This is a genomic window from Mesorhizobium sp. INR15 (assembly GCF_015500075.1).
Classification (GTDB): domain Bacteria; phylum Pseudomonadota; class Alphaproteobacteria; order Rhizobiales; family Rhizobiaceae; genus Mesorhizobium.
Map to the genome: position 1 here is coordinate 6,236,137 of NZ_CP045496.1, position 22,972 is coordinate 6,259,108.

At 62.8% G+C, this 22,972-nt stretch carries 21 protein-coding genes and 2 pseudogenes; 6 read left to right on the forward strand and 17 right to left on the reverse strand.

All coding sequences use genetic code 11. The features are described 5' to 3' along the window. Positions 1-172: 172 nt before the first annotated feature. The 11 genes and pseudogenes from GA829_RS30310 to GA829_RS30360 form a co-directional block, all read right to left on the reverse strand. Positions 173-1,291, reverse strand: coding sequence for an aminotransferase class I/II-fold pyridoxal phosphate-dependent enzyme (locus GA829_RS30310; RefSeq protein WP_195176222.1), 1,119 nt, complete (start codon positions 1,289-1,291; stop codon positions 173-175). A 32-nt stretch (positions 1,292-1,323) separates the two neighbouring features. Continuing rightward, the gene (locus tag GA829_RS30315; RefSeq protein WP_195176223.1) at positions 1,324-2,583 is read right to left on the reverse strand and encodes a cysteine desulfurase-like protein; all 1,260 of its coding nucleotides are present in this window, start codon (positions 2,581-2,583) and stop codon (positions 1,324-1,326) included. A gap of 184 nt (positions 2,584-2,767) precedes the next feature. Next, complete coding sequence (locus tag GA829_RS30320; protein WP_195176224.1) at positions 2,768-3,580, reverse strand: inositol monophosphatase family protein; 813 nt, start codon at positions 3,578-3,580, stop codon at positions 2,768-2,770. After that, a complete protein-coding gene (locus tag GA829_RS30325; RefSeq protein WP_195176225.1) occupies positions 3,567-4,301 on the reverse strand; it encodes an ABC transporter permease in 735 nt (244 codons plus the stop codon). The genes GA829_RS30320 and GA829_RS30325 overlap by 14 nt, the downstream gene beginning before the upstream one ends. Further along, positions 4,298-4,918, reverse strand: a complete 621-nt coding sequence (locus GA829_RS30330) for an ABC transporter permease (RefSeq protein ID WP_258052017.1) — start codon at positions 4,916-4,918, stop codon at positions 4,298-4,300. Before GA829_RS30330 ends, GA829_RS30325 begins: the two co-directional genes overlap by 4 nt. A 147-nt stretch (positions 4,919-5,065) precedes the next feature. After that, on the reverse strand, positions 5,066-5,860 hold the full coding sequence (locus GA829_RS30335; RefSeq protein ID WP_195176226.1) for a transporter substrate-binding domain-containing protein: 795 nt from the start codon (positions 5,858-5,860) through the stop codon (positions 5,066-5,068). Positions 5,861-5,902: 42 nt separating this feature from the next. Next, the gene (locus GA829_RS30340) at positions 5,903-6,673 is read right to left on the reverse strand and encodes an ABC transporter ATP-binding protein (RefSeq protein WP_195176227.1); all 771 of its coding nucleotides are present in this window, start codon (positions 6,671-6,673) and stop codon (positions 5,903-5,905) included. Positions 6,674-6,813: 140 nt separating this feature from the next. Then, positions 6,814-8,289, reverse strand: coding sequence for an aminotransferase-like domain-containing protein (locus tag GA829_RS30345; RefSeq protein WP_195176228.1), 1,476 nt, complete (start codon positions 8,287-8,289; stop codon positions 6,814-6,816). A 186-nt stretch (positions 8,290-8,475) separates the two neighbouring features. After that, positions 8,476-9,012, reverse strand: a pseudogene (locus GA829_RS30350) (tyrosine-type recombinase/integrase); the annotation flags it as partial. Between the two features lie 292 nt (positions 9,013-9,304). After that, on the reverse strand, positions 9,305-10,867 hold the full coding sequence (gene guaA, locus GA829_RS30355) for a glutamine-hydrolyzing GMP synthase (RefSeq protein ID WP_195176229.1): 1,563 nt from the start codon (positions 10,865-10,867) through the stop codon (positions 9,305-9,307). Between the two features lie 55 nt (positions 10,868-10,922). Next, positions 10,923-11,402 (reverse strand): MarR family winged helix-turn-helix transcriptional regulator, encoded by a 480-nt coding sequence (locus tag GA829_RS30360; protein WP_195176230.1) that lies wholly within the window; start codon positions 11,400-11,402, stop codon positions 10,923-10,925. Between the two features lie 86 nt (positions 11,403-11,488). On the opposite strand from GA829_RS30360, the gene GA829_RS30365 reads away from it, so the two are divergent. Beyond that, positions 11,489-11,806 carry a hypothetical protein gene (locus GA829_RS30365; protein ID WP_195176231.1) on the forward strand — a complete coding sequence of 106 codons (318 nt, stop codon included), beginning with the start codon at positions 11,489-11,491 and terminating at the stop codon, positions 11,804-11,806. Positions 11,807-11,811: 5 nt separating this feature from the next. Here the strand turns inward: GA829_RS30365 and GA829_RS30370 are convergent, their stop codons facing one another. From GA829_RS30370 to GA829_RS30385, 4 genes and pseudogenes are all read right to left on the reverse strand, one after another. Then, positions 11,812-12,447 (reverse strand): 5'-methylthioadenosine/S-adenosylhomocysteine nucleosidase, encoded by a 636-nt coding sequence (locus tag GA829_RS30370; protein WP_195176232.1) that lies wholly within the window; start codon positions 12,445-12,447, stop codon positions 11,812-11,814. A gap of 3 nt (positions 12,448-12,450) precedes the next feature. Next, positions 12,451-12,910 (reverse strand): annotated as a pseudogene (locus tag GA829_RS30375) (PaaI family thioesterase). 102 nt (positions 12,911-13,012) lie between these two features. Then, positions 13,013-13,465 (reverse strand): TspO/MBR family protein, encoded by a 453-nt coding sequence (locus tag GA829_RS30380; RefSeq protein ID WP_195176234.1) that lies wholly within the window; start codon positions 13,463-13,465, stop codon positions 13,013-13,015. A gap of 76 nt (positions 13,466-13,541) precedes the next feature. Next, complete coding sequence (locus GA829_RS30385) at positions 13,542-14,831, reverse strand: RsmB/NOP family class I SAM-dependent RNA methyltransferase (protein WP_195176235.1); 1,290 nt, start codon at positions 14,829-14,831, stop codon at positions 13,542-13,544. 323 nt (positions 14,832-15,154) lie between these two features. On the opposite strand from GA829_RS30385, the gene GA829_RS30390 reads away from it, so the two are divergent. Continuing rightward, on the forward strand, positions 15,155-15,832 hold the full coding sequence (locus GA829_RS30390; RefSeq protein ID WP_195176236.1) for an MIP family channel protein: 678 nt from the start codon (positions 15,155-15,157) through the stop codon (positions 15,830-15,832). A 100-nt stretch (positions 15,833-15,932) separates the two neighbouring features. Here the strand turns inward: GA829_RS30390 and katG are convergent, their stop codons facing one another. Further along, positions 15,933-18,128 carry a catalase/peroxidase HPI gene (katG, locus tag GA829_RS30395; protein WP_195176237.1) on the reverse strand — a complete coding sequence of 732 codons (2,196 nt, stop codon included), beginning with the start codon at positions 18,126-18,128 and terminating at the stop codon, positions 15,933-15,935. 129 nt (positions 18,129-18,257) lie between these two features. Between katG and GA829_RS30400 the strand changes: the two genes are divergently transcribed. The 4 genes from GA829_RS30400 to GA829_RS30415 all read left to right on the forward strand — a co-directional run bounded on the left by GA829_RS30400 (position 18,258) and on the right by GA829_RS30415 (position 22,139). Next, positions 18,258-19,166, forward strand: coding sequence for a hydrogen peroxide-inducible genes activator (locus GA829_RS30400; protein ID WP_195176238.1), 909 nt, complete (start codon positions 18,258-18,260; stop codon positions 19,164-19,166). Between the two features lie 205 nt (positions 19,167-19,371). After that, on the forward strand, positions 19,372-20,115 hold the full coding sequence (locus GA829_RS30405) for an SDR family oxidoreductase (protein WP_195176239.1): 744 nt from the start codon (positions 19,372-19,374) through the stop codon (positions 20,113-20,115). Beyond that, positions 20,115-21,131: an RNA polymerase subunit sigma-70 gene (locus GA829_RS30410; RefSeq protein WP_195176240.1), complete on the forward strand. Its 1,017-nt coding sequence runs from the start codon at positions 20,115-20,117 to the stop codon at positions 21,129-21,131. Before GA829_RS30405 ends, GA829_RS30410 begins: the two co-directional genes overlap by 1 nt. A gap of 63 nt (positions 21,132-21,194) precedes the next feature. Continuing rightward, positions 21,195-22,139, forward strand: a complete 945-nt coding sequence (locus GA829_RS30415) for a phosphoribosylaminoimidazolesuccinocarboxamide synthase (RefSeq protein ID WP_195176241.1) — start codon at positions 21,195-21,197, stop codon at positions 22,137-22,139. A gap of 6 nt (positions 22,140-22,145) precedes the next feature. On the opposite strand, the gene GA829_RS30420 is transcribed toward GA829_RS30415, so the two are convergent. Continuing rightward, a complete protein-coding gene (locus GA829_RS30420) occupies positions 22,146-22,943 on the reverse strand; it encodes a sigma-70 family RNA polymerase sigma factor (RefSeq protein WP_258052373.1) in 798 nt (265 codons plus the stop codon). Between the last annotated feature and the right edge of the window lie 29 nt (positions 22,944-22,972).

Below are 22,972 nucleotides of genomic sequence, written 5' to 3' on the forward strand. Positions count from 1 at the left end.
TGACTGTTCACCGGGACAGCTTCGGCCGAAAACCTGCGCATCTGCAGCAGTGCGGACCACGGGAACCGGCCGATGCCAGCCTCCGCCGCAATCTTTTGGGCGGAGGGTTTCGCCCTCGTCGGCTGAGCGGTCGCTACGAAACACCTTGCCGCAAACGATCCTCTATAGACCATCACACCTGGCGGGCGGAATGCTTCCGAATGGCAGCGGAGATCGCCGCCAGTCCGCCGCGCAACTCGTCTTCCAGGGGATAGACGAAGCCGATGCGCATATGGTTCCGAGGCATCTCGAACCAATGACCAGGGCCGACATAAGTGCCATAGCTTTCCAGCAGATCGGCGTAGAAGTCGTCGAAGTCGAACGCGGCACCGTGGCGGAAACGGGGGAATGAGACGACGCCGCCCTTCGGTTCCACCCATTCGATCAACGGATCGCTGGCGACCCAGTCGCGCATGATTGCAAGGCGTTCCGCCAGCACGGGCGCCTGCGCGGTGAGGAAGGTGTCGCGCTGTTCGAGAATGCTCGCGGCAAGCCATTCGTCGACGATGCTGCCGCAGATGCCGATTTGCTCCTTCGCCGCCAAGAACCGCTCCATCAGGTCCGCATCGCGGCAGCTGATCCATCCGACACGGATGCCTGGCACGCCGTAGGCCTTCGACAGCGAGGAAACGCTGATCACGCTGGGGCTGAGCGAGGCTGCAAGCGGTAGCGCGTGGCCGTGGATCAGGTCACGATAGGTCTCGTCCACCAGCAGCCGGCAGCCCGAATTCTCGGCGAGCCGGACCAGGGCCTCGAGGTCGGCGCGGGTGATCATTGAGCCGGTCGGGTTGTGCGGGCACGTTATGCTGATACAGCGTGTGTTCGGCCGGATCGCAGCCGCCACGGCATCGAGGTCGAGCTCGAAGCCTGTCGAGAAATCCAGATCGATGAAATCGATCTCGCAGCCAATCGCTCTTGGAGTTTCAATGTTGGTTGCATAGTTCGGACGTACCACGACGAGATGGTCCTCGCGGGCCAGAAGCGTGGTTGCGATGATGAACAGCGCACCTGCCGCGCCTGCGGTCACCAGTACATCCTCGGCCACGAGGTCTTTGCCCTGAGCGGCGATCAGGCTTCGCAGCCGTGCGTCGCCACGATGCTCCCCATAAGGCAGCAGCAGATCAGGCATAGTGAGGCCGAAGTCCGAAAGTTTCCGGTCGCGGATGGAGCTTTCAGAAAGATTGAAGCGGATCTTGTCGTAGCCGTATTGCTCCGGCGATTCCTTCTCGATGAGCATGCGCGTGTAGTTCATGATCTTTCCCTGGATGCGTCTTTGTTTTGTTGTCAGGCAGCGAGGGCTGCAATGGCCTCAAGGGCGCGATCGACTTCCGCTACTGTCGTGTAGTGCGACAGGCCGAGCCGCGCGACGCCACCCTTGTCGCGCAGGCCGAGCTGGCCAGAGGCCTCGTGCGCATAAAAGTCGCCTGACCAGCCATAGATATTCTGCGCAGCCAGCGTGGCGACAATCTCTTGCGGTGAACGTCTGGCAAGCCTGAAGCTGAAGGTCGGCACGCGGGCATCGAGCCTGTTTCGGCTGGTGGTGCCATAGAGGGTAAGGCCCGCTATGCCTGTCGCGTTGGCCAAGAAGCGGTCCATCAGTCCAGCCTCGTAGGTGATCGCAGCTTCGAGGCCCGCCACTATGCGCTCCCGAAGCGGGGCTTGCGCCGTCTTGCCCGCGCATATTTCACCCAGCCACGCAATGTGCTCGATTGCGGCCCAGGTGCCGGCCTGTGCCTCAAAGGAGGGCGTGCCGGGGGCGTGGCGCCAAGGCATGTCCGTGGAAGCTGGCCGCACCTTGAGTGGGGAAAGACGGTCACGCAGGTCGGCGGCCACAAACATGATGCCGGCATGTGGCCCGAAGAATTTATAGGCCGAGCAAACAAGCATATCGCAGCCGATCGCCGTGACATCGATCGGCAAATGCGGGGCCGACTGGACCGCATCGACAATGGTCACCGCGCCGACCGCGCGCGCGGCGGCCACAATGCGGCTCACATCGTTCACCGTGCCAAAAATATTGCTTGCGTGGTTACAGGCGACCAGCCGGGTGCGTGGGCCGATCAGTTCGTCCAGCATCTCATAGCGGTACTCGAAGGTTTCGGGATCGAAGTCGAGCCAGCGGATCGTGATTCCGCGCTCCTCGGCGGCGATGACCCACGGTCCGACATTGCCGTCATGGTCCATCCGGGTCAGCACGATCTCGTCGCCCGGCTGCCATTCGCGAGCGATCATGCGCGAAAAATGAAAGATCAGCGAGGTGCTGTTGAGACCATATACGATCTCGTCGGGCCTGGCGCCGAGGAAGGCAGCCGCGGCAGCATGCGCCCCGGCAAGGATGCGGTCGCTATCCTGCGAGGTGCGGAAAGCGCCACCTTCGTTGGCGCAGCTCAGAAGCATGACTTCGCTCATGCGTTCGACGACGCGGGCCGGAACTTGCGAGCCGCCCGGTGCGTCGAGGTAGAGGCGTGGCTTGCCGTCGTCGAGGAGCGCCAGCGCGGGAAAGGCCGCGCGAACGGCATCGATGTCCCATCTTGCAGTCGTCATCACGTTCCCCTCAGCCCACATAGTCATTGTCGAAATCGTCGCCGCACGGCACGACCGCACTGTATTTGACAGCCATATCGCTCTCGACCGCGAGGCTGGCTGCCGCCCGGGCGGTCACGGCCTCGTCGACGACCGTTATGGCGAGCGCCAGCGTGACCCATCCTCATCCAGGCCGCCGACAGCGTTACGAGGAAGAGGCAAGGACCGGGGAGGACGTTCCGGAAAGGATATCGAGCGCGCAACCGTGCAGTGCGGCTGTCGCGCTCGCGATGACGCTGCGCCGACCGGAATGGATTGTGAGCCCCTCACCCCGCCAGTCGGACATCGCGCCACCGGCATTCCGCACAACCGGAACCAAAGCGCAGTAGTCGAAGGCGTCGAGGCCGCCATCGACATTGATGTCCAAAGCACCGTCGGCGACGCGGCCATAGGCATGGCAACCGCCGCCATAGACGCACCAGCGCGTGCCCCTGCGCAATGCAAGGAGAGCGGACTGTTCGTCGGCATCGAAAGGCTCGGGATTGCCATTGCCGACCAGCGCATCGCCAAGATCGCCACAGTCGCGTGTGGCGACGGGTTGGCCGTTACGCCGCGTCCCGATGCCATCGGCGCCCAGCCAGCGTTCGCCGGTCACCGGATTGTCGATCACCCCCAGAACAGGGACACCATTGCGGGCGAGCGCGATGAGCGTGCCGAAGGTGGGGATGCCGGTGATGAAGGCCTTCGTCCCGTCGATGGGATCGATCACCCACACCCACTCGGCGTCGAGGTCGACGGAATCGAACTCCTCACCGAGGATGCCGTGGCCAGGATGCATGTCGCGGATGGCGGTGCGCAGCCGCTTCTCGACCTCGCGGTCGATCGCCGTGACCGGACTTGCGTCACCCTTGGTGATGAAGGCGCGTGCCTGCCCGAGTGTCTCGCGGACCGTGGCGCGGCTGATGTCGGCGAGGCGATCGGCGAAGGTCGCGAAATCGGCGAGATCAGGCACTGGCATGATTGGTCTCCCTGGAGAGCACCGAAGCGGATTGTGAGAGAGGTCGCATGTGTCGCGAAAGCCTGTGTTCGAGGGAACGCACTGCCGTGGTCAGCACATAGGTGATGGCGAGATAGATCAGGGCCGCGGTGATGAAGAGCTCATAGGGAGCGAAGGTGCGGGCCACGATCGTATTGGCGGTGCCAGTAAGCTCCATCACGGTGATGGTGCTGGCAAGCGAGGTTGATTTCAGCATGCTGATCACCTCGTTGCCGTAGGCCGGCAGCGCGAGGCGGAAGGCGCGCGGCAGGATAATCGTGCGGTAGGCCAGAGCGGTTGACATGCCGCAGGCGCGCGCGGCCTCGATGTCGCCAGCCGGTACCGCCAGAATGGCGCCGCGCAGGATGTAGGCGGTGTAGGCCGCCGTGTTCAGGCTAAAGGTCAAGATCGCGCAGACCCAGGCCTGGCGCAGATAAGGCCAGAGGAAGCTATCGCGCACAGGTTCGAACTGGGCAAGGCCGTAGTAGACCAGGAATATCTGCACCAGCAGCGGCGTGCCGCGGAAAAAGTAGATGTAGCAGTGAAGCAGCATGCGCACCGGCGCAGGGCCGTTAACGCGAAGGATGGCGACCGGAACCGCGATCGCCATGCCGCAGACGAGGGATGCGATCAGCAGCTCGACCGTTGTGACGGTGGCGTGAAGCAGTGCCGGCAGGCTTTCTATCATAAGGCCGAAGTTCATCGTGCCAGCTTCCTTTCGCCGCGAGCAGCGCGCCGCTCAAGGGCGTCGACGATCGCCGTGTTGAGCATCGTCAGCAGCAGGTAGATCAAGGCTGCGATCAGGTAGAAGCGGAACGGCTCCCCATTCACCGACGTTGCCATACTGGTGATGCGCATCAGCTCTTCCAGGCCGACGATAGAGATGAGCGAGGTGTCTTTGATCAGTGATATCCAGTTGTTGCCGAGGCCCGGCAAGGCAAAGCGCCACATCAGCGGTAGCTGGATATGGACGAAGCTCGTATATGCCGACATGCCGAAGGCGTGGGCCGCCTCGATTTCGCCCTTGGGCACAGCGAGGAAAGCGCCGCGCAGAACCTCGGCGGCGTATCCGCCGAAGACCAGGCTAAGCGCGAAGACGCCGGCCAGCATCGCCGGGACCTCAAAGTAGCCGGCATGAGGGTTGATCAACTTCACCAAGCCGGTGAGCGCCACGGTGCCCCCGAAATAGACGATCAGGATGATCAACAGTTCCGGCGTGCCGCGAACCACCAGGGTGAAGCCGCGTCCGGCCGCGCGCAAGAAACCGATCGACGAGAGCTGCGCGAGCGCGCCCAGGATCGCCCAGACGAAGCCGAGCATGAGCGAAAGGATCGCTATCTCGATCGTTACCAGCAGCCCCCGAGCAATCTCGGTGCCCCAGCCTTGAAAGAGCTCCATCGCGGACGCGCTCCACCTCGGGTTTCGGAAAAGGGTTGCGAGGCCAAGGGCGCGCAACCCGAGAGTTAATCAGTTCTTTGTCGCGGGGAGCACGCTGAATGACCAGTACTTGGCGTTTATGGTCTTGAACGTGCCGTCGTCGATCATGGCCTTCATTGCCTTGTCGACATCCTGCAGAAGGCTGCCGTCATCCTTCCGCAGGCCGATGCCGACGCCCGGCCCGAAATACTTCACGTCATTGATCTCGGGTCCGATAAAGGCGTAGCCCTTGCCGCGCGGCTTATCCAGGAAGTCGTTGGCAAGCTTGATCGGTCCCGCAAAAACCAGATCGACACGATGAGAGGTCAGGTCGAGCAGCATGTTGTCGACCGTGTCGTAGAGCGAGATATTGGCGTCTGGAAACTTGTCGCGCATGTAGGTCTCATAGGTCGAGGAGCGTTGGATCGCGATTGTCTTGCCTTCCATGCCCTTCAGGTTCGGCTGCCCATCGTCGGTGAGCGGCTTGGTGTCGCTGCCCTCGGGGCCGATGAAGCGGGCCGTCGAGGAGCGGTAGGGGAGCGAGAAATCGATGCTTTTCTTGCGCTCGTCGGTGATCGACATCGAGGCCGCCAGAAGATCGAACTTGCCCGCGAGCAGTCCCGGAATGAGCGAATCGAACGGCTGGCAGACGAATGAAACATCGGCGCCGATGCGCTTCACCACTTCCTTCGCGACGTCGATATCGAAGCCGAGCAGTTCGCCGTCAGGGCTGCGGTAGTTGAACGGGGGATAGGTGCATTCGCTGCCCACGCGCAATTCGCGTGCGGCAGCCTGGGTCGCGAAAGCAGCGAGGCCGGCGATAAGCATCAGAACGATCTTCTTCATGTTTTCCCTCTGTGGTTTTTCTATTTTTTGACGGAGTCTGGCTCACAGCACGCGCTGGAGAAATGCGCGGCAGCGCCCCGACTGCGGATTGCCGAGAACCTGCTCGGGCGGTCCGCGTTCCTCTACGCCGCCTTGATGGAGGAAGAGGACTTCGCGCGAGATTTCCCGCGCAAAGCCGATCTCGTGGGTAACGACGATCATCGTGCGACCCTCCTCGGCAAGGGTCCGCATAACACCCAGCACCTCGCCGACCAGTTCCGGATCAAGCGCCGAGGTCGGTTCGTCGAACAGCATCAGCTTTGGCTCCATCGCGAGAGCCCGTGCGATGCCGACACGCTGCTGCTGCCCGCCGGAGATGTGGGCGGGATAGTGGTCGCGCTTGTCGTAGAGGCCGACCTTGGCGAGATAGGCCTCGGCTCGATCGACTGCTTCGCGCCTCGACAGCCCGAGCACCTTGGTCGGAGCGAGCGCCACATTGTCGAGCACAGTTAGCTGGCTCCACAGATTGAAGCTCTGGAAGACCATGCCGATGCGACTCCGGATGCGGTTGATCTGGCGCGCATTGAGCCTCGCGCGCCCCGAACTGCGGTCTAGCTTCAGTTCCTCGCCTTCGACTGTAATGACGCCAGCGTCGGGAATCTCAAGGAGGTTCATGCATCGCAGGAAGGTGCTCTTACCCGAGCCACTTGCGCCGATCATGGTGATGACGTCGTGGGCATGAGCGGTCAAGTTGACGCCGTTCAAGACTTGCAGCGAGCCGAAGCTCTTGCGGATGCCTTCCGCGCTGAGCACGATTTCCCGCTCTGCATCCATAGGGGTCCAAAACTCCATCCTTCGCTGACATGAAGAGTGAGCCGAAATCCGCGCGCGCCAAAGAGCCAATTTCGCGTGGCGAGTGCGGACCAATCCTTGCGGAAGCGGTCACAGTGCCAGAATCCACCGCCGAAGTGCTGTCAGCCGACTGCGCTGACAGCACGGGCGAGGATGTCGACGCAACGCGGAATGCGCCGAACCGAGGTGTTGCCGAAGCCGAGGACAAGGCCCGTTCGCTTCACCTGGCCGCGGAAGTAGCGCGACAGCGGGGGGCAGTCCAGACCCTTCTCAAGTAGCGCCCGCGAGACGGCAACGTCGTTGAAGGGCCTGCGCGCTCGGATGGTCAGGTGCAGGCCAGCGCGGGCGTCCGGTACGTCAAACGTGTCACCCAGCCGATCGCGCAGGCATTCGGTCAGGCATGCCGCGCGCTCGCGGTAGATGGTGCGCATGCGGCGCATATGGGAGGCCAGCCGCCCCTGGTCCATGAAGTCGGCGACCAAAATCTGATCAGGCAGCGGCGCATAGAAGGAGAAGATGCGCTGCGCGACGGAGAACGTCTCCACGAGAGGCTCGGGGACGATCATGTAGGCCAGTCGCAGGCCGGGCGCCAACACACGGTTGAACGACCCCGTATAGATCACACGCAGTGGATCGCGGGCATGAAGCGAGACTTGGGCTTCACCCGACCAGCGTATCTCGTTGTTGGAATCGTCCTCGAAGATCCACCCCCCGCGATCGGCTGCCCACTCGAGGAGGTTCTGCTGGCGTGGCGGCGTCATGGTACAGCCGAACGGCCATTGCTCGACCGGCGAGACGATGGCCATGCGGGCATTGCGGTTCACCTCCCCTGCCGCGGCAATGTCAAACCCGCTTTCATCGAGGGGCACGGGAACCGTCGTCAGGCCGAACGCCTCCAGCGTCGCGACCTGGGGTATGTGACAAGGGTCCTCAATAAGCACTGTGTCGCCGCGATCGAGAAGGACGTGGGAAACGAGGGCGGCGGCCTGAAGCGTGTTGCCGATGACGATGAGTTGCTCGGGCTTGCATGCGATGGCCTTCGCGTCTGACAGATAGGTGGCTATCCGGCTGCCGAGCAGCGATGCGCCGCGGGAATAGTCGTAGCCCGTATGTGCGCTGGTATGCTCGCGCCATCGACGGCTCGCGATCTGCGCGAAAACGTCATATGGAAATTCGTTCAGCGCGGGGACGCCGGCGCTGAGATCAAAGGCCGCGATGCGCTCGGGTGGCAGGTCCAAGTCGAGCAATGCCTGTCCACGGCGCGAGGGAGAAAGGAACGCATCCTTTGTCGCTGCGGCCGCAGGACTGGGACTCGGGCGATGATCCTCCGGAAGCATGTTTTCCACGAAGGTGCCCGCGCCTACGCGCCGGGAGACATAACCTTCAGTGGCGAGCCGTTCATAGGCAAGCACGACGGTGTTGCGTGACAGGCCAAGCTCTTCCGCCATCAGGCGGCTCGGCGGCAGCCGCGCGGTGGGAGAAATCATGCCATCAACGATGAAGCGTCGAAGTTGGCCGAACAGCTGTTCGTTCAGCGGCACCGTGCCTTTTCGGTCGAAGGTGATCCGGTTCCAGCTTGGATAGTTGAATGTCTGCATGTCCCGTCCCCAGCATGTCCGCTCAAGGTGTGCATCGTTTGCGTACCCTTAGTGGCTATCGCACCCGCCTGTACCAGGATAGCCTTACAGTCGGAAAACGGCTGCCCGACAGCGATCCTCAAAATACGGACTGGTTACGCGCATTGGCGGTGACCCAGGCAAGGCGGCGGGATTGGCGACCTTTTAACCGTGCAGGATCGCGAAGCTGTAAATCTGCTTCAGGATATCTCGTACATGAATAGCCGTCGCGGGGGCTCCTCGTTCAACGATCTTGCCGCACAAGGCTCTTAGATCGTTCGGCGTAATCTCAGGCAGGAGACGACTGCGCCATACAGGCAGAAGCTCTCGTTCGAAGATGTGGCGGCGCATGGCGCGCGTGCTGTCGGCCATCGGCGCGGCGGTGAGCCACTTCTCACCGAACTCACCAAAGCTCTTCGCCTCCTTTATGCGCCGCTTGTCGCGCTGCTTCTCTATCGCTGGCGATCGTCCTTCGGCGACGGCGCGCCGCGCGTCGAGGCACTTCTCCCGAGCCCGGGCTAGGGAAATGCCGTCACGCCCGTACTTGCCGAGATAGACAGTTTCCCGACGGTCGTTAAGTCGCTAGTCCAGGCAAAACGAAATTGCACCGGTCGGCGTGACGCGAACATACATGCCGTCGCGATCGGCAACCTTGTATAATTTGTCATTTGGTTTCAATGCCTTGAGGGCGGTGTCCGTCAGCATTCTCACCTCTTCCTGAAAAGTACCGTCAGCACATTTTTTAGGAGTCGTAAGGGGAAAACACATTTGTTTTCAATAACTTAAAACAAAAAAAGTACCGTCACGAACCTCATTCGCCGTGACGGTACTTTGAAAAATCGGCTCAGGCAATATGGCCCGCACCGTCAGATTAGACCGTCAGAACCAAACTATGCCCACCGATAGTCATCGGTAGTCTTCGGAAGGATTTAGTTTTGTTTTCAGTGACTTAGTTCGCACCAAGGCGTAGTTCCGGATACGCTCGGATGGGCCTGAATCATTCCCACTCGATCGTCCCCGGCGGTTTCGAGGTCACGTCGTAAACCACGCGGTTGATGCCGCGCACTTCGTTGATGATGCGTGTCGCGGCGGCTCCGAGGAAGGCCATGTCGTAGTGGTAGAAATCCGCCGTCATGCCGTCTACCGAGGTAACGGCGCGCAGGGCGCAGACGAATTCATAGGTGCGGCCATCGCCCATCACGCCGACGGTCTGCACCGGCAACAGCACGGCAAAGGCCTGCCAGATGGCGTCGTACAAACCGGCCTTGCGGATTTCGTCAAGATAGATGGCGTCGGCCTCGCGCAGGATTTCGAGCTTTTCGCGGGTGATGCCGCCCGGGCAGCGGATGGCGAGGCCTGGACCCGGGAACGGATGGCGGCCGATGAAGCTGTCGGGCAGGCCAAGCTCCTTGCCCAGGGCCCTCACCTCGTCCTTGAACAGTTCGCGCAGCGGCTCGACCAGTTGCATGTTCATGCGCTCGGGCAGACCGCCGACATTGTGATGCGACTTGATCGTTACCGACGGGCCACCGGTGAAGGAGACGCTCTCGATGACGTCGGGATAGAGCGTGCCTTGCGCCAGGAATTCGGCGCCGCCAAGTTTCTTGGCCTCCTCCTCGAACACCTCGATGAACAGCCTACCGATGGTCTTGCGCTTCTTTTCGGGATCCGACTCGCCCTCAAGCGCGCCGATGAAACGGTCCGACGCATTCACCAGGATGAGCGGCAGATTGTAATGCTCGCGGAACATCGCCACCACGCCAGCTGCCTCATCCTTGCGCATCAGACCATGGTCGACGAGGATGCAGGTAAGCTGGTCGCCGACCGCTTCGTGGATCAGCAGCGCGGCCACGGAAGAATCCACCCCGCCCGACAGCGCGCAGATGACCTTGCCCTTGCCGACCTGCTTGCGGATCGTCTCGACCGCGTGCTCGCGATAGGCCCGCATGGTCCAGTCGCCCTCGATGCCGGCGATCTTGTGGACGAAGTTCCTCAGCAGCCGGGCGCCGTCCGGCGTGTGCACCACTTCCGGGTGGAACATGATGCCGTACATCTTGCGTTCGACATTGCCGAAAATGGCGAAGGGCGAGCCCTCCGACTTGCCGAACACCTCGAAGCCCTTGGGCAAGGAGATGACGCGGTCGCCATGGCTCATCCAGACCTGGTGCCGCTGGCCGGGCGCCCACAGGCCCTCGAACAGCGGATTGTCCTTTTCGATCTCGACGAAGGCGCGGCCGAATTCGCGATGGTCGGAACTCTCGGCAACGCCACCCATCTGCACGCACATGGCCATCTGGCCGTAGCAGATGCCGAGGACCGGCACGCCGGCGTCGAAGACGATCCGCGGCGCGCGCGGGCTGCCGATGTCGCCGGTGGAAGCCGGGCCGCCGGACAGGATCACGGCTTTGGGGTTGATGCGCTTGAACGCCGCTTCCGCCGACTGGAACGGCACGATCTCGGAAAACACGCCGGCCTCACGGATGCGGCGGGCGATGAGCTGCGTGAACTGGCTGCCGAAATCGACAATCAGGACGGTGTCGGGATGATTGGCTGTTTTCATGGCGAGCGTTTAGAGAAAGAAATGAGTCGATGCAATGGGTTGCGCGGTCGCGCCTTCACTTCGATTCGGCGGCATCAGGTGCATTGGCTTGCCCGGTGTCGAGAGTCCGCAAGGCGTCCATCAGCGCTGTGAACCGCCCAGGGCCGAGGCGAGCGGCATAGGCTTGCTCGATCCCCAGCTTGATCTTGTCGCCATCGCGCAGGGCATCCAGACCCTTGCTGGTGTAACGGACAAGCTTGCCGCGTCCGTCTCGCGGATCAGGCAGCCGCTCGACCACGCCGTCCGCCTCCAGCCCGTCCAGCAATTGCTGAACCGCCTGCTTGGAGATCGCCGAACGTTCGATCAGCGCCGACTGGCGCATGCCACCGCGCGGGATGTGCCCCATCAAGCCGGCCCTCGCTTCAGTGAACCAGCCATGGCCCGCGGCACGCATAGCGGCAGTGAATTCGGCCTGCCAGGCGCGGCTTGCCTGCCACAGCCGCCAGCCGACATGATCGGGCAGCGCTTCGGTTTTTTCGTCAAGATACTTGACCATTTTCTCGATCCTTCATATAGTCAAGATACTTGACGATCTCTGGCTCGTCGAGACGCCTTTCGAACTCAGATCACAGGGACAGCACAATGACGATATTGAACAAGGAAACACTGGCCATTATCATGGCCGGCACCACGCATGTCATCGACATGGGCGGCAAGAACGCCTTCATCCACTATGAAACGGGGGAGCGCGCCCACATGCTCTTGCCGGACGGCACCCGCTTTCATGGACAATGGTGGCTGCTGGACGACGGCTACAAGGTCGAATGGCAGGACGGGCCAACCGGCATCTGGAAGCTCGACCACATGCCGGGTGCCATCGAATATGTCGACGCAACCGGTGCAGCACGCGGGCGCGTTTCGCGCATCGATTTCGGCGATACCGCCTCTTTGGCCGCTTGATCCGGTCAGGCGCTCAGCAGGCCGTTGCCGATGGCCTGCTCGAGCAGCCCGACTGCTCCCGCAAGCTTCTCGTCGATGACGTGAAGATACTCCGTCCAGTCACCGACATGCCTGAGGTCGGCCGCGCCATCGGAAATGCCGCGCAAGCCAATCAGCGGCACGCCGAACAGTTGGCAGGCGCGCAGGCAGGCGAAGGTTTCCATGTCGACCATGTCAGCGGCAATCCCATCATAGGCAGACCCAGTGATGATCGCGCCGCCGGTCGACAGCGAGGCTTCCAGGATGCCGGGAATTTTGAACGGCAGCGGCACGGTCACGGGCAAATCGAGAAACGGAGTGGCCCCTTTCTCGAAGCCCAACGGCGAGGCATCCATGTCACGATAGCGGACCGAAACGGCCTGGTAGATTTCGGTCTGCTCCAGTGTGCGGCTGCCCGCCGAACCGAGCGACACGACCAGATCCGGCAACGCCTTGTCGGACCTCAGCCGCGACAGTTCCGCTCCCAGCCTGACGCCGGCCTCGACAGGGCCTACGCCGGTCATCAATGGCGTGAACAGCCGCTTCAGATGCGGGCCATATTCGGCCTCCACGGCCATGACGAAAAGGACATCCTTGCCCCCTATTCGGACAGCCTCGCCCATAGACTACCCCTCTATCCCGTCACGGCCGACCACCGTCATCATCGTGCCGGTCATAGTGGCGATCAGCCTGGCCTCGCCGTCGGCCGCAAAGGCATAGGCCTGGCCGTCGGCAACGATGATGGTGCGGCCGGGTTTCGTCACCGAGCCTCGGAACAGGAAGCGCTCGCCCCTGCCCGGCGCCAGCAGATTGACCTTGAACTCGATGGTCAGCACACTCGAATTCTCCGGCATCAGCGAGAAGGCCGCGTAGCCGCAGGCCGAGTCCAGCGCCGTCGAAATAACACCTGCATGCAGGAAGCCATGCTGCTGGGTGAGCGCGGCCGAATAGGGCATTTCGATCTCGATGATGCCGGGCGTCACCAGCGTGAGTTCGGCGCCGATGGTCGCCATCGCTTTCTGGCGCGCGAAGGACGTCCTGACACGGTCCTCGTAGTCCGTGGGCGGGTACGATCTTTGCAGCCATGGCCATTGCCTTCACTCTTGTCGCAAAAGCTTATTGCAGAGGCTGGCTTTGCAGGCAATCATCTAATGTTGCACTGCAGCAAAACAACTTCCGGCAAGCGTATTAATTTAGCCAGAGAAGCGATGCGTTGAGCACGGTGGCGAACGCCACCCAGGCCGCGTAGGGCACGAACAGCCATCCAGAAACCCTGTCCCTGTTCCAGACCTTGCCGATGAAGAGGACGATGGCTGCCAAGAGCAGGATGATGACGACCAGGGCAGGCCCCATCAGCCTGGCACCGAAGAAGGTTGGCGACCACGCGAAATTGAGCAGCAGCTGGACAGCCCAGATTTTCATGGCGGTCCCGTCGGCTTCAATGCACCAGGTCCGCCAACCGGCAATGGCGATCAGCACATAGAGCAAGGTCCAGGCCGGGCCGAAAATCCAATTGGGTGGATTGAAGGGAGGTTTCGCCAGCGATGCGTACCAGGCGCCCGGCAGCGTCGCGTAGCCGATCAGCAGGCCGCCGCCCAAAACGAGGATAAGGAAAATCAGAAGCGACAGATATTTTTGCAAGGCGTGCACCCCGTTACGGCGGCATGACGCCGCGCGCCAGCAACTGGGGCGCGGCTGCGAACTGTCAACGGCGAGGTCAGCTCGATCTGCGCATCGCACAGAAATAGAAGCCATCGGTGCCGCTGCGTGCCGGCGATAGCGAGATGCCGCCCGAAGCGCCAATACGCATGGCCGCTTCATGGCCTGGGAAACGGCCATTCCAGAGTGCACGATGATCGACCGGGGCAAAGCCGGCATTGCGGCCGCGGAAGGCGGTTACCTGGTCGCCGTTCTCCTCTTCGAACACCGAGCAGGTGATATAGACCAGCAAGCCACCCGGTTTGACGTAGCGGCTGGCGTCTTCGAGGATCGTTTTCTGCTCGTTCTTGCGTGTGTCGAGCTGTCTTTGCGTCAGCCGCCATTTGGCATCGGGACGGCGCCGCCAGGTGCCGCTGCCGGTGCAAGGCGCGTCGACCAGGACAATATCCATATGGCCGGAGAGCGGCGAAAGCTCCGCCGGTTTGGTGACGATCTGCACATTGCGATTTTCGGAACGGCGCATGCGGTCGAAGATTGGCGCCAGCCGCGCCTTTTCGGAATCATGGGCGAAGATCTGGCCGCGATTGTCCATTGCCGCTGACAGCGCCAGCGTCTTGCCGCCGGCGCCGGCACAAAAATCGAGCACCTGCATGCCGGCCTCGGCGCCGGCAAGTGCCGCCGCGATCTGCGAACCCTCGTCCTGGACCTCGAACCAGCCTTTCTGGAAGGCGGGCTCTGCCTGCACGTTGGGATGCCTGCCGTCACCATCGATCGGCGCAATGCGAATGCCGTAGGGCGCGATATGCGCTGCCTTGGCGCCGGTCTCCGCCAGCTCGGCAAGCACTTTCGGGCGATCGGCCTGCAAGGTGTTGACCCGGATATCAAGCGGCGGGCGGGTCGCGAGTGCCGCCCCCTCTTCAATCCAGGCCTCGCCAAAAACCTGTGCGAAAAGCGGTTCGCACCAGTCGGGCACGTCCGCCCGTACCGCCGGCGGCGCATCGGCCAGGCGGCGCTCGGTGATTGCCTGAAGTTCGGCTGATGTCAGCAGGGGCGGCGCGAACTTGTCGCCATCCAGCGTGCCGTTCAGCGACTGCGCGGTGAGGCTCCATTCAAGCAGCAGCGCGCCGAAGCCGATGGCGCGCGGCGTGTCGTCTCCCAGCAGCCAGCCGGCGGAACGCTTGCGGCGCAGCCCGTCATAAACGATGTTGCCGATCGCCGCGCGGTCGCCGCCGCCGGCGAAGCGATGCGACAGACCCCAGTCCTTCAGCGCATCGGCCACCGGCCGGTGACGCCGGCCAATGTCCTCCAGCACTTCGATGGCCGCAGCCAGCCGTCCGCCCAGTCGCATTCGCTATTCCATCAAATCGAGCACATTCATCTCTCGACCTGCTCTTAGAGCCTTTCACGTCCGGATTGAACCCCGCTCCGTCTCGTGACGAGGCCGCAGTCGGACCGTGGCCTGCCAAGTCCGCCCGATCAATAAATCTCCCGGGCCGGCAACAGCAGATCGGTGAATAAATGAAAGGTCTCTAATGTTCGTAACTGGCGACTGCAAGCACGGCTTGTGGCGCAACCACTCTGCTTTCCAAGTTTTTCGCTTGAGAATACTCTTGTCACCATGATTCGCGGCGCGGAAACCGTGGACCGGCGGATCGTCACGAGGAGAGGGCAATGAAGACTTATCTGGCGGAAGTTCTAGGCACATTTCTGTTGGTGTTCATCGGCACGGCGTCGGTGGTGACAGGCGGTTTCGGCGGTGCGCTGCCGCTCGGCCAGGAAGGCATCGGCCTGGCATTCGGCATCGGCCTCATTGCGGCGGCCTATGCAATCGGCCCGATTTCGGGCGCGCATCTCAATCCGGCGGTGACACTGGGTGTCTTCCTCGCCGGCCGTTTGCCGGCCAAGGATGTCATCCCTTACTGGATCGCACAGATCATCGGCGCGATCCTGGCATCGCTGGCCTTGTGGATCATCGTCTCCGGCCAGACCGGCGGCCACACCGGCGGCTTCGGAGCCAATGGCTGGGATGAGGCGAAATGGGGTATGAGCTCGGCATTCCTGTGGGAGCTGATCGGGACCTTCACGTTTGTCACGGTGATCCTCGGCGTTACCGCTGAAAAGCACTCGACAGCATTTGCCGGGCTGGTCATCGGCCTGACGCTGGCGGGCATCCACTTTGCCATGATTCCGGTCACAGGTACCTCGGTCAATCCCGCCCGTTCGATCGGCCCGGCGCTGTTTACTGGAGGTGCGGCACTCAGCCAGCTCTGGCTGTTCATCGTCGCACCATTGATCGGTGGCGCCATTGCCGGGGTCGTCGCCAAGGCGCGCGTGTTCGAGAAAGATTGATCTTTCGACAGCCTGAACGGGAAAAGGCGCGGGGCTGGCCCCGCGCCTTTTCATTTGTACTTACCCAGCAGCGTCTATCCCTGCGTATTTCGCGCCGGGATCAAACGATGTCGAAGCGGTCGGCGTTCATCACCTTGGTCCATGCCGCGATGAAATCCCAGACGAACTTCGCCTTGGCGTCGGCCGTTGCATACACTTCCGCGAGCGCGCGCAACTGCGAGTGCGAACCGAAGATCAGGTCGGCACGGGTACCGGTCCACTTCACTTCGCCGGTCTTGCGGTCGCGCCCCTCAAACACGTCCTTGGCATCCGACGCCGCCTTCCACTCCGTGCCCATGTCGAGCAGGTTGACGAAGAAGTCGTTGGTCAGCGTCTCCGGCTTGCCGGTGAAGACGCCATGCTTCGACTGTCCGGCATTGACGCCGAGAACGCGCAGGCCGCCGACGAGGACGGTCATTTCCGGCGCCGTCAGTGTCAGCAACTGGGCACGGTCCACCAGCGCTTCCTCGACGGTCAGGCGCTGCTTGCCGCTGACATAGTTGCGGAAGCCGTCAACAGCCGGCTCCAGCGGGACGAAGGAGTGAATGTCGGTCTGCTCCTGCGAGGCGTCCATGCGGCCCGGCCAGAAGGGAACATCAACGTTGTGGCCGGCATCCTTCGCAGCCTTCTCTATGGCGGCATTGCCGCCAAGCACGATCAGGTCGGCAAGCGAGACCTTCTTGTCGCCCGACTGCGACGTGTTGAACTCCTTGCCGATCGCCTCGAGCTTTTCCAGCACCTTGGCCAGCTGCGCCGGCTGGTTGACCGCCCAATCCTTCTGCGGGGCCAGGCGGACGCGCGCGCCATTGGCGCCGCCGCGCTTGTCGGAGCCACGGAATGTCGAGGCTGACGCCCAGGCCGCCGAGACCAGTTGCGGCACCGAAAGGCCGGAAGCGATGATCTTCGCCTTCAGGGCATCGGCATCCTGCTCGTCGATCAGGACATGATCGAGCTCCGGAATGATGTCCTGCCAAGGCAATTCTTCCTCGGGAACGAGCGGGCCGAGGTAGCGCGCGACCGGGCCCATGTCGCGGTGGGTCAGCTTGTACCAGGCGCGGGCGAAAGCATCGGCGAACTTGTCCGGGTTCTCGTGGAAGCGCTTCGAGATCGTCTCATAGGATGGGTCGAACCGCAGTGCGAGGTCGGTGGTCAGCATCGAGGGCGCGTGACGCTTTCCGGCGCTATGCGCATCCGGCACTGTGCCGGCACCCGCGCCGCCCTTCGGCGTCCACTGATGCGCGCCGGCCGGGCTCTTCGTCAGTTCCCATTCGAAGCCGAACAGATTGTCGAAGAAGTTGTTGCTCCACTTGGTCGGCGTCGTGGTCCAGGTCACTTCCAGGCCGCTGCCGATCGCGTCGCCACCCTTGCCGGTGCCGAACTTGCTCGCCCAGCCAAGGCCCTGCTGCTCGATATCGGCGCCTTCCGGTTCGACGCCCACAAGGCCCGCATCGCCGGCGCCGTGGGTCTTGCCGAAGGTGTGGCCGCCGGCGATGAGCGCGACGGTTTCCTCGTCGTTCATGGCCATGCGCGCGAAGGTGTCACGGATGTCGCGCGCCGAGGCCAGCGGATCCGGATTGCCGTTCGGGCCTTCCGGATTGACGTAGATCAGGCCCATCTGCACGGCGCCGAGCGGGTTCTGCAGGTCGCGGTCGCCGCTGTAGCGCTCGTCGGCCAGCCACTTGCCTTCAGGACCCCAGTAGACGTCCTGCTCGGGCTCCCAGACATCGGCGCGGCCGCCAGCGAAACCGAAGGTCTTGAAGCCCATCGATTCCAGCGCGACGTTGCCGGTGAGGATCAGCAGGTCGGCCCAGGAAATCTTGCGGCCGTATTTCTGCTTGATCGGCCACAGCAGCCGGCGGGCCTTGTCGAGATTGACGTTGTCCGGCCAGCTGTTCAGCGGCGCGAAACGCTGCTGCCCGGCTCCGGCGCCGCCACGGCCGTCGGCGATACGGTAGGTGCCGGCGCTGTGCCACGCCATGCGGATGAACAGCGGGCCGTAATGGCCGAAATCGGCCGGCCACCATTCCTGCGAGTCCGTCATCAGCGCATGCAGATCCTTGATCACCGCGTCGAGGTCGAGGCTGTTGAACTCCTCGGCATAGTCGAAGGCTTCGCCCATCGGATCGGAGAGCGACGACTGCTGATGGAGAATCTGGACGTTCAGCTGATTCGGCCACCAGTCGCGGTTGATCCTGCCAACGGGGCCATGCGCGACCGGGCATTTGCCCGCGCTTTTGTCATCAGTGTTCGCGTCCATGTTCATCTCCGATTTGCCGAGTTTTCCGGGCGGGCCAAGCGGCCGCATCACTTTGGAATGGTTCCAGACTAGGCCGGCTCGCCGATAAAAACAAATTGCCTTTCCTGTTTGTTTCGATAGGTTTTCCTTATGATAGGCTTGACTGTCCGGCAGATGCATTATTTCGACGCGCTGGCGCAGACGCTGCATTTCGGCCGCGCGGCAAAGCTTGCCGGCGTCAGCCAGCCGGCATTGTCCTCACAGATCGCCGAGATGGAATCGCGCCTCAACTGCAAGCTGTTCGAACGCGGCGGCAAATCGGTGCGCATGACCGACGAGGCGCAGGCCTTGCTGCCGCGCATCGAGCGCATCCTGTCCGATATTCGCGACGTCGAAACCATGGCGCGGCGCGGTCGCCCCGCGATGGAAGGACGGTTCCGGCTTGGCATCATTCCAACGGTGGCGCCGTATCTTCTGCCCCGTGCCTTGCCTGAATTGAAAAAGCACTTTCCGGGGCTGCAACTTGAACTGCGCGAGGCGGTGACCGCCGCGCTGGTCGAGGACGTCGCCTCGCGGAAGCTCGACGCTTTCGTGGCCGCGCTTCCGCTCGATCATCCTGGGCTGGTGACCGAGGCGCTGTTTCCAGACCGGTTCTTCCTGGCGGTGCCGGCCGGCGACCCCGCCTTTGCCTCGCCGCCGGTTCCGCCGGAAAGCCCGGCGCTCGAGAGATTGATGCTGCTGGAAGAAGGCCATTGCCTGCGCGAACAGGCGCTTGCCATCTGCGGTAGCGTGCGTCCCGTGGCGATGGCAAGCTACGGCGCCACCAGCCTGACGACACTCCTGCAGATGGTGGCGCATGGGCTTGGCGTCACGCTCATCCCCGAAATGGCGGCGGGACCGGCCAGCGCCATGCGCGATCTCAAGATCGTCCCCTTCCAGGAACCGATGCCACAGCGCATGATCTGCCTTGCATGGCGCCGCAACGGTGTGCGCCATGACGAATGCGTGGAACTGGCGAAGATCATTCAGGGGCTTGGTACGGCGGTGCTGGCGGCGTGAGCGAGCCGGTAAGCTGGCCGAAATTGTTCCATCTGAAGTCGTGCTCCGCGGCGAGCATGAGACCGTAAAATCCGGCGACTTTTGCTGCCTTTGCCCGATACGTCCCTTGGCAAAACGCGCCGCCGCCAAAAATATTTCGGCCGCCGCGATGCATCCGCGGCGGCCGGGACGTCCTACTCCACGTCACCATCATGGAGTAACCTCAATGACCGATTTCTCGCATACCCCTGTCACCGTCATCGGCGCCAGCCGTGGTCTTGGCCGCGTGCTCGCCGAGAACTTTCATCGCCTCGGCGCACAGGTGCTTGTCACGGCGCGCGGACAGGCTGGCCTGGACAGCTTGGCGCGCGACCTGCCTGGCGTGGCGGTGCTGGCCTGCGATGCGTCGGCTGCCGATACACCCAACCGCGTCTTCGCCACCCAGGTGCCACGTATCCTGGTCCTGTGCGGCGGCGCCATGCCGCCATGCTGCCCATTTCCCGAGGTCGACTGGGAGGCGTTCAGCGGCAATTGGAACAATGACGTGCGGATGAGCTACGTTTTCCTGCAAGCGGCGCTGAAGCGGCCCTTGCCGGCGGGCACAACCATCATCACCATCACCAGCGGCGCGGTGCGCCAGGGCTCACCGATCTCCGGCGGCTATGCCGGCGCCAAGCAGATGCAGATTTTCATGACCAGTTATGCCCAGAAGGCGGCCGACCGCGCTGGCCTCGATCTGCGGTTCCTGTCACTGGCACCGGCCCGCCTGATGCCGCAGACGGATATCGGCGCGGCGGGCGTCAGGGGCTATGCGAGCTATAACGGCACCAGCGAAGCCGCCTTCCTCGAAACGATGGGGCTGGGGCAGACCCCGCAGCAGGTTGCCGACGCACTGGTCGGCCTGATTGGCGAGGCAGCGCCCGGCGGCAATTTCATCGTTTCCCCGGAAGGGGTGGCGGCGCTAAGCTGATGCGGATGGAGACTTCGATCGCCGCCCTCGACGTATCAAATGGACGAGACGCATCGGGCGCTTTTTCCGTGCTGGCTGGCGTCATGAACGCAGAGCTGAAGCGTCATTGCTACCGCATGATGGGCGGCCTGCAGGACGCAGAGGATTGTCTGCAGGAGACATTGCTGCGCGGCTGGCGAGAATTCGCCAGCCTGCAGGACGAGGCGGCCGGGCGGCCATGGCTCTACAGCGTCGCCACCCGCGTCTGCCTGGATGCGCTGCGGACGCGCAAGCGGCGGCAAGCCCTGTTCGGACCCAGCCTCGACGAGGTCGAGCCGGGGATGGAGCCGTGGGTGGAACCGTGGCCAGGAGGGGCTCTGCCATCCGATCCGGAGCGCGGCCAGGACATCCGCCTGGCCTTCATCTCGATGCTGCACACCCTGTCGCCGCGAGGCCGCGCCGTGTTGCTGCTGCACGACGGCGTCGGCATGACGGCTGCGGAGGCGGCCGCCGCCCTCGGCATCACCGTGGCTGCGGCGCGCAGCGCCTTGCAACGGGCGCGCTCCGCCCTGCCGCCGCAAGATACCGCGGCGTCGGACCATGTGCTGGTGGCGGCCTATGTCGACGCGTGGAACGCGGGCGATGTCGGCGCGCTGATCAGCCTGCTGCAACGGGATATCGTCATGACCATGCCGCCATGGCATCGCACGTTCCACGGCCGACACGAGGTGGCGCAGTTCATGACCAGCGTCTGGCCTCGCTATGACGGCTTCCGCGCCGTGGCGGGCGTCGCCAACGGACAGCCGGCGGTTGCCGTCTATGTCAGGCGCGCCAACCAGCCCTATATGGCGCACTCCCTGCATATGCTGGCAGGCAGCGGACAGATCAGCGAAATGGTGCTTTACGCCCCGCCGCTGGGGGCGAGCCTGTTTCCCGCTTTCGGTTTGCCGCTGGAAATCACAGGGCCGCCAGAAATCACAGGGCCGCCAGAAATCACAGGGCCGTCGGAAATCAAAGGGATGGCCGATCTTGCTTGACCCATGGGTTCGGGCCGCTCTAAGCGGTTAAGGACCGACAACGCCAGCGAAAGACCAAAAGCCTTGCGCGTTCTTACCGATGCCTTCATCCCCGAACTGCCGAACCGCTACAACGGCAAGGTGCGTGAGAACTACGATCTGCCGGACGGCAGCCGCATTATCATCGCAACCGACCGCCTGAGCGCCTTTGACGTCATCCTGACCTCGATCCCGCTCAAGGGGCAGGTTTTGACCCAGACGGCGCGTTACTGGTTCGAGGAAACCGCCGATATCTGTCCAAACCACGTGCTCGCTTATCCCGATCCCAATGTTGTCATTGGTACCCGGCTGGACATTCTGCCGGTCGAAATCGTTGTTCGCGGCTATCTCGCCGGCACCACCAGCACGTCCATCCTGACGAAATACCGCAACGGCGAACGTGACATGTATGGCATGCGCCTGCCGGACGGGCTGCGCGACAACGAAAAGCTTCCCGAGCCGATCATCACGCCGACCAGCAAGGCCTTTGATGGCGGACATGACGAGCCGTTGTCGGCAGCGCAAATCCTCGAGCAGGGTTTGTTGACAAAAGAGCAGTGGGACGCCGTCTCCGGCTATGCGCTTGCGCTGTTCGCGCGCGGCCAGGCCCTTGCGGCCGAACGTGGCCTCATCCTTGTCGACACCAAATACGAATTCGGCACCGACAAGGACGGAAGAATCGTTCTCGCCGATGAAATCCACACGCCGGACTCAAGCCGCTACTGGCTCGCCGAAAGCTATGCCGGGAGTTTCGAAAAAGGCGAGCGGCCGCGCAGCTTCGACAAGGATTTCGTCCGTGCCTGGGTGACGGCACGATGCGACCCCTACAAGGACCCTATCCCGGAAATCCCAGCGGAACTGGTCGAGCAGACGTCAGCGGTTTACATACAGGCCTTCGAAGCGATCACCGGCCAAAGCTTCGCTCCTGATCTTTCCGGCGCGACGGTGCTGGACCGCATCCGGGAGAACCTGAAGCCGTACTTCTCCTGACCTAAATCAATGCAGGTGCCTGAGCTTGTCAGGGTTGCGCACCACGTAGATCGCCGCGACCTTGCCGTCCTCGATTTCGAGCGCGGTGGTTGAAAATTCGCCGTCGGCCTCGATGGTGATGAAGCCGGGCAATCCGTTGATGAAACCGGCGCGAACGAGTTTCGAGCCATGCTTGCGGAACAAAGGCGCCAGATGCTCCTGGGCCTTCATGACGGAAGCGAAACCAAAGATCGGCTCCGGCGCTGCCGGCCGCTTGCCACCGCCGTCGGCATGAAGGCTGACATCGGCTGCCAGCATAGCGCCGAGCGCTTTCAGGTCGCCGCTGCGCGACGCCGTAAAAAACGCCTCGGCAAGCGCCAGGCCACGTTGTTTTTCCACCTGGAAACGAGGTCTCGCCGCGCGGACATGGCCGCGCGCTCGGCCGGCGAGTTGACGGCAGGCGGCAGGGTCACGCTGGATGGTCGCCGCCACCTCCTCGAATCCCAGCCCGAACACGTCGTGCAGCAGAAAGGCCGCCCGCTCGAGCGGTGAAAGGCGCTCCAGCGCCAGCATCAGCGGCAAGGTGACATCGTCTTCTTCCTCATCCTCGACGACGGGATCGGGAAGCCATGTTCCGACATAGGTCTCGCGCCGGCGTCGTGCGGATTTGAGCTGGTCAAGACAGAGGCGCATCACCATGCGACGCAGAAACGCCTCGGGCTCGCGCACCTCTGTGCGGTCGGCCCTCATCCAGCGTATGAAGGCCTCCTGCACAACGTCCTCGGCGTCGGCGACGGAACCAAGCATGCGATAGGCAACGCGCATCAACTTTGAACGCAGCGGCTCGAAGCAAG

Excerpts from the sequence above, each read along its gene's own strand:
- GA829_RS30310 (WP_195176222.1), bottom strand. The coding sequence starts at position 1,291 with ATGAACTACACGCGCATGCTCATCGAGAAGGAATCGCCGGAGCAATAC.
- GA829_RS30315 (WP_195176223.1), bottom strand. The coding sequence starts at position 2,583 with ATGACGACTGCAAGATGGGACATCGATGCCGTTCGCGCGGCCTTTCCC.
- GA829_RS30320 (WP_195176224.1), bottom strand. The coding sequence starts at position 3,580 with ATGCCAGTGCCTGATCTCGCCGATTTCGCGACCTTCGCCGATCGCCTC.
- GA829_RS30325 (WP_195176225.1), bottom strand. The coding sequence starts at position 4,301 with ATGAACTTCGGCCTTATGATAGAAAGCCTGCCGGCACTGCTTCACGCC.
- GA829_RS30330 (WP_258052017.1), bottom strand. The coding sequence starts at position 4,918 with ATGCTCGGCTTCGTCTGGGCGATCCTGGGCGCGCTCGCGCAGCTCTCG.
- GA829_RS30335 (WP_195176226.1), bottom strand. The coding sequence starts at position 5,860 with ATGAAGAAGATCGTTCTGATGCTTATCGCCGGCCTCGCTGCTTTCGCG.
- GA829_RS30340 (WP_195176227.1), bottom strand. The coding sequence starts at position 6,673 with ATGGATGCAGAGCGGGAAATCGTGCTCAGCGCGGAAGGCATCCGCAAG.
- GA829_RS30345 (WP_195176228.1), bottom strand. The coding sequence starts at position 8,289 with ATGCAGACATTCAACTATCCAAGCTGGAACCGGATCACCTTCGACCGA.
- guaA (WP_195176229.1), bottom strand. The coding sequence starts at position 10,867 with ATGAAAACAGCCAATCATCCCGACACCGTCCTGATTGTCGATTTCGGC.
- GA829_RS30360 (WP_195176230.1), bottom strand. The coding sequence starts at position 11,402 with ATGGTCAAGTATCTTGACGAAAAAACCGAAGCGCTGCCCGATCATGTC.
- GA829_RS30365 (WP_195176231.1), top strand. The coding sequence starts at position 11,489 with ATGACGATATTGAACAAGGAAACACTGGCCATTATCATGGCCGGCACC.
- GA829_RS30370 (WP_195176232.1), bottom strand. The coding sequence starts at position 12,447 with ATGGGCGAGGCTGTCCGAATAGGGGGCAAGGATGTCCTTTTCGTCATG.
- GA829_RS30385 (WP_195176235.1), bottom strand. The coding sequence starts at position 14,831 with ATGCGACTGGGCGGACGGCTGGCTGCGGCCATCGAAGTGCTGGAGGAC.
- GA829_RS30390 (WP_195176236.1), top strand. The coding sequence starts at position 15,155 with ATGAAGACTTATCTGGCGGAAGTTCTAGGCACATTTCTGTTGGTGTTC.
- katG (WP_195176237.1), bottom strand. The coding sequence starts at position 18,128 with ATGGACGCGAACACTGATGACAAAAGCGCGGGCAAATGCCCGGTCGCG.
- GA829_RS30400 (WP_195176238.1), top strand. The coding sequence starts at position 18,258 with ATGATAGGCTTGACTGTCCGGCAGATGCATTATTTCGACGCGCTGGCG.
- GA829_RS30405 (WP_195176239.1), top strand. The coding sequence starts at position 19,372 with ATGACCGATTTCTCGCATACCCCTGTCACCGTCATCGGCGCCAGCCGT.
- GA829_RS30410 (WP_195176240.1), top strand. The coding sequence starts at position 20,115 with ATGCGGATGGAGACTTCGATCGCCGCCCTCGACGTATCAAATGGACGA.
- GA829_RS30420 (WP_258052373.1), bottom strand. The coding sequence starts at position 22,943 with ATGCGCGTTGCCTATCGCATGCTTGGTTCCGTCGCCGACGCCGAGGAC.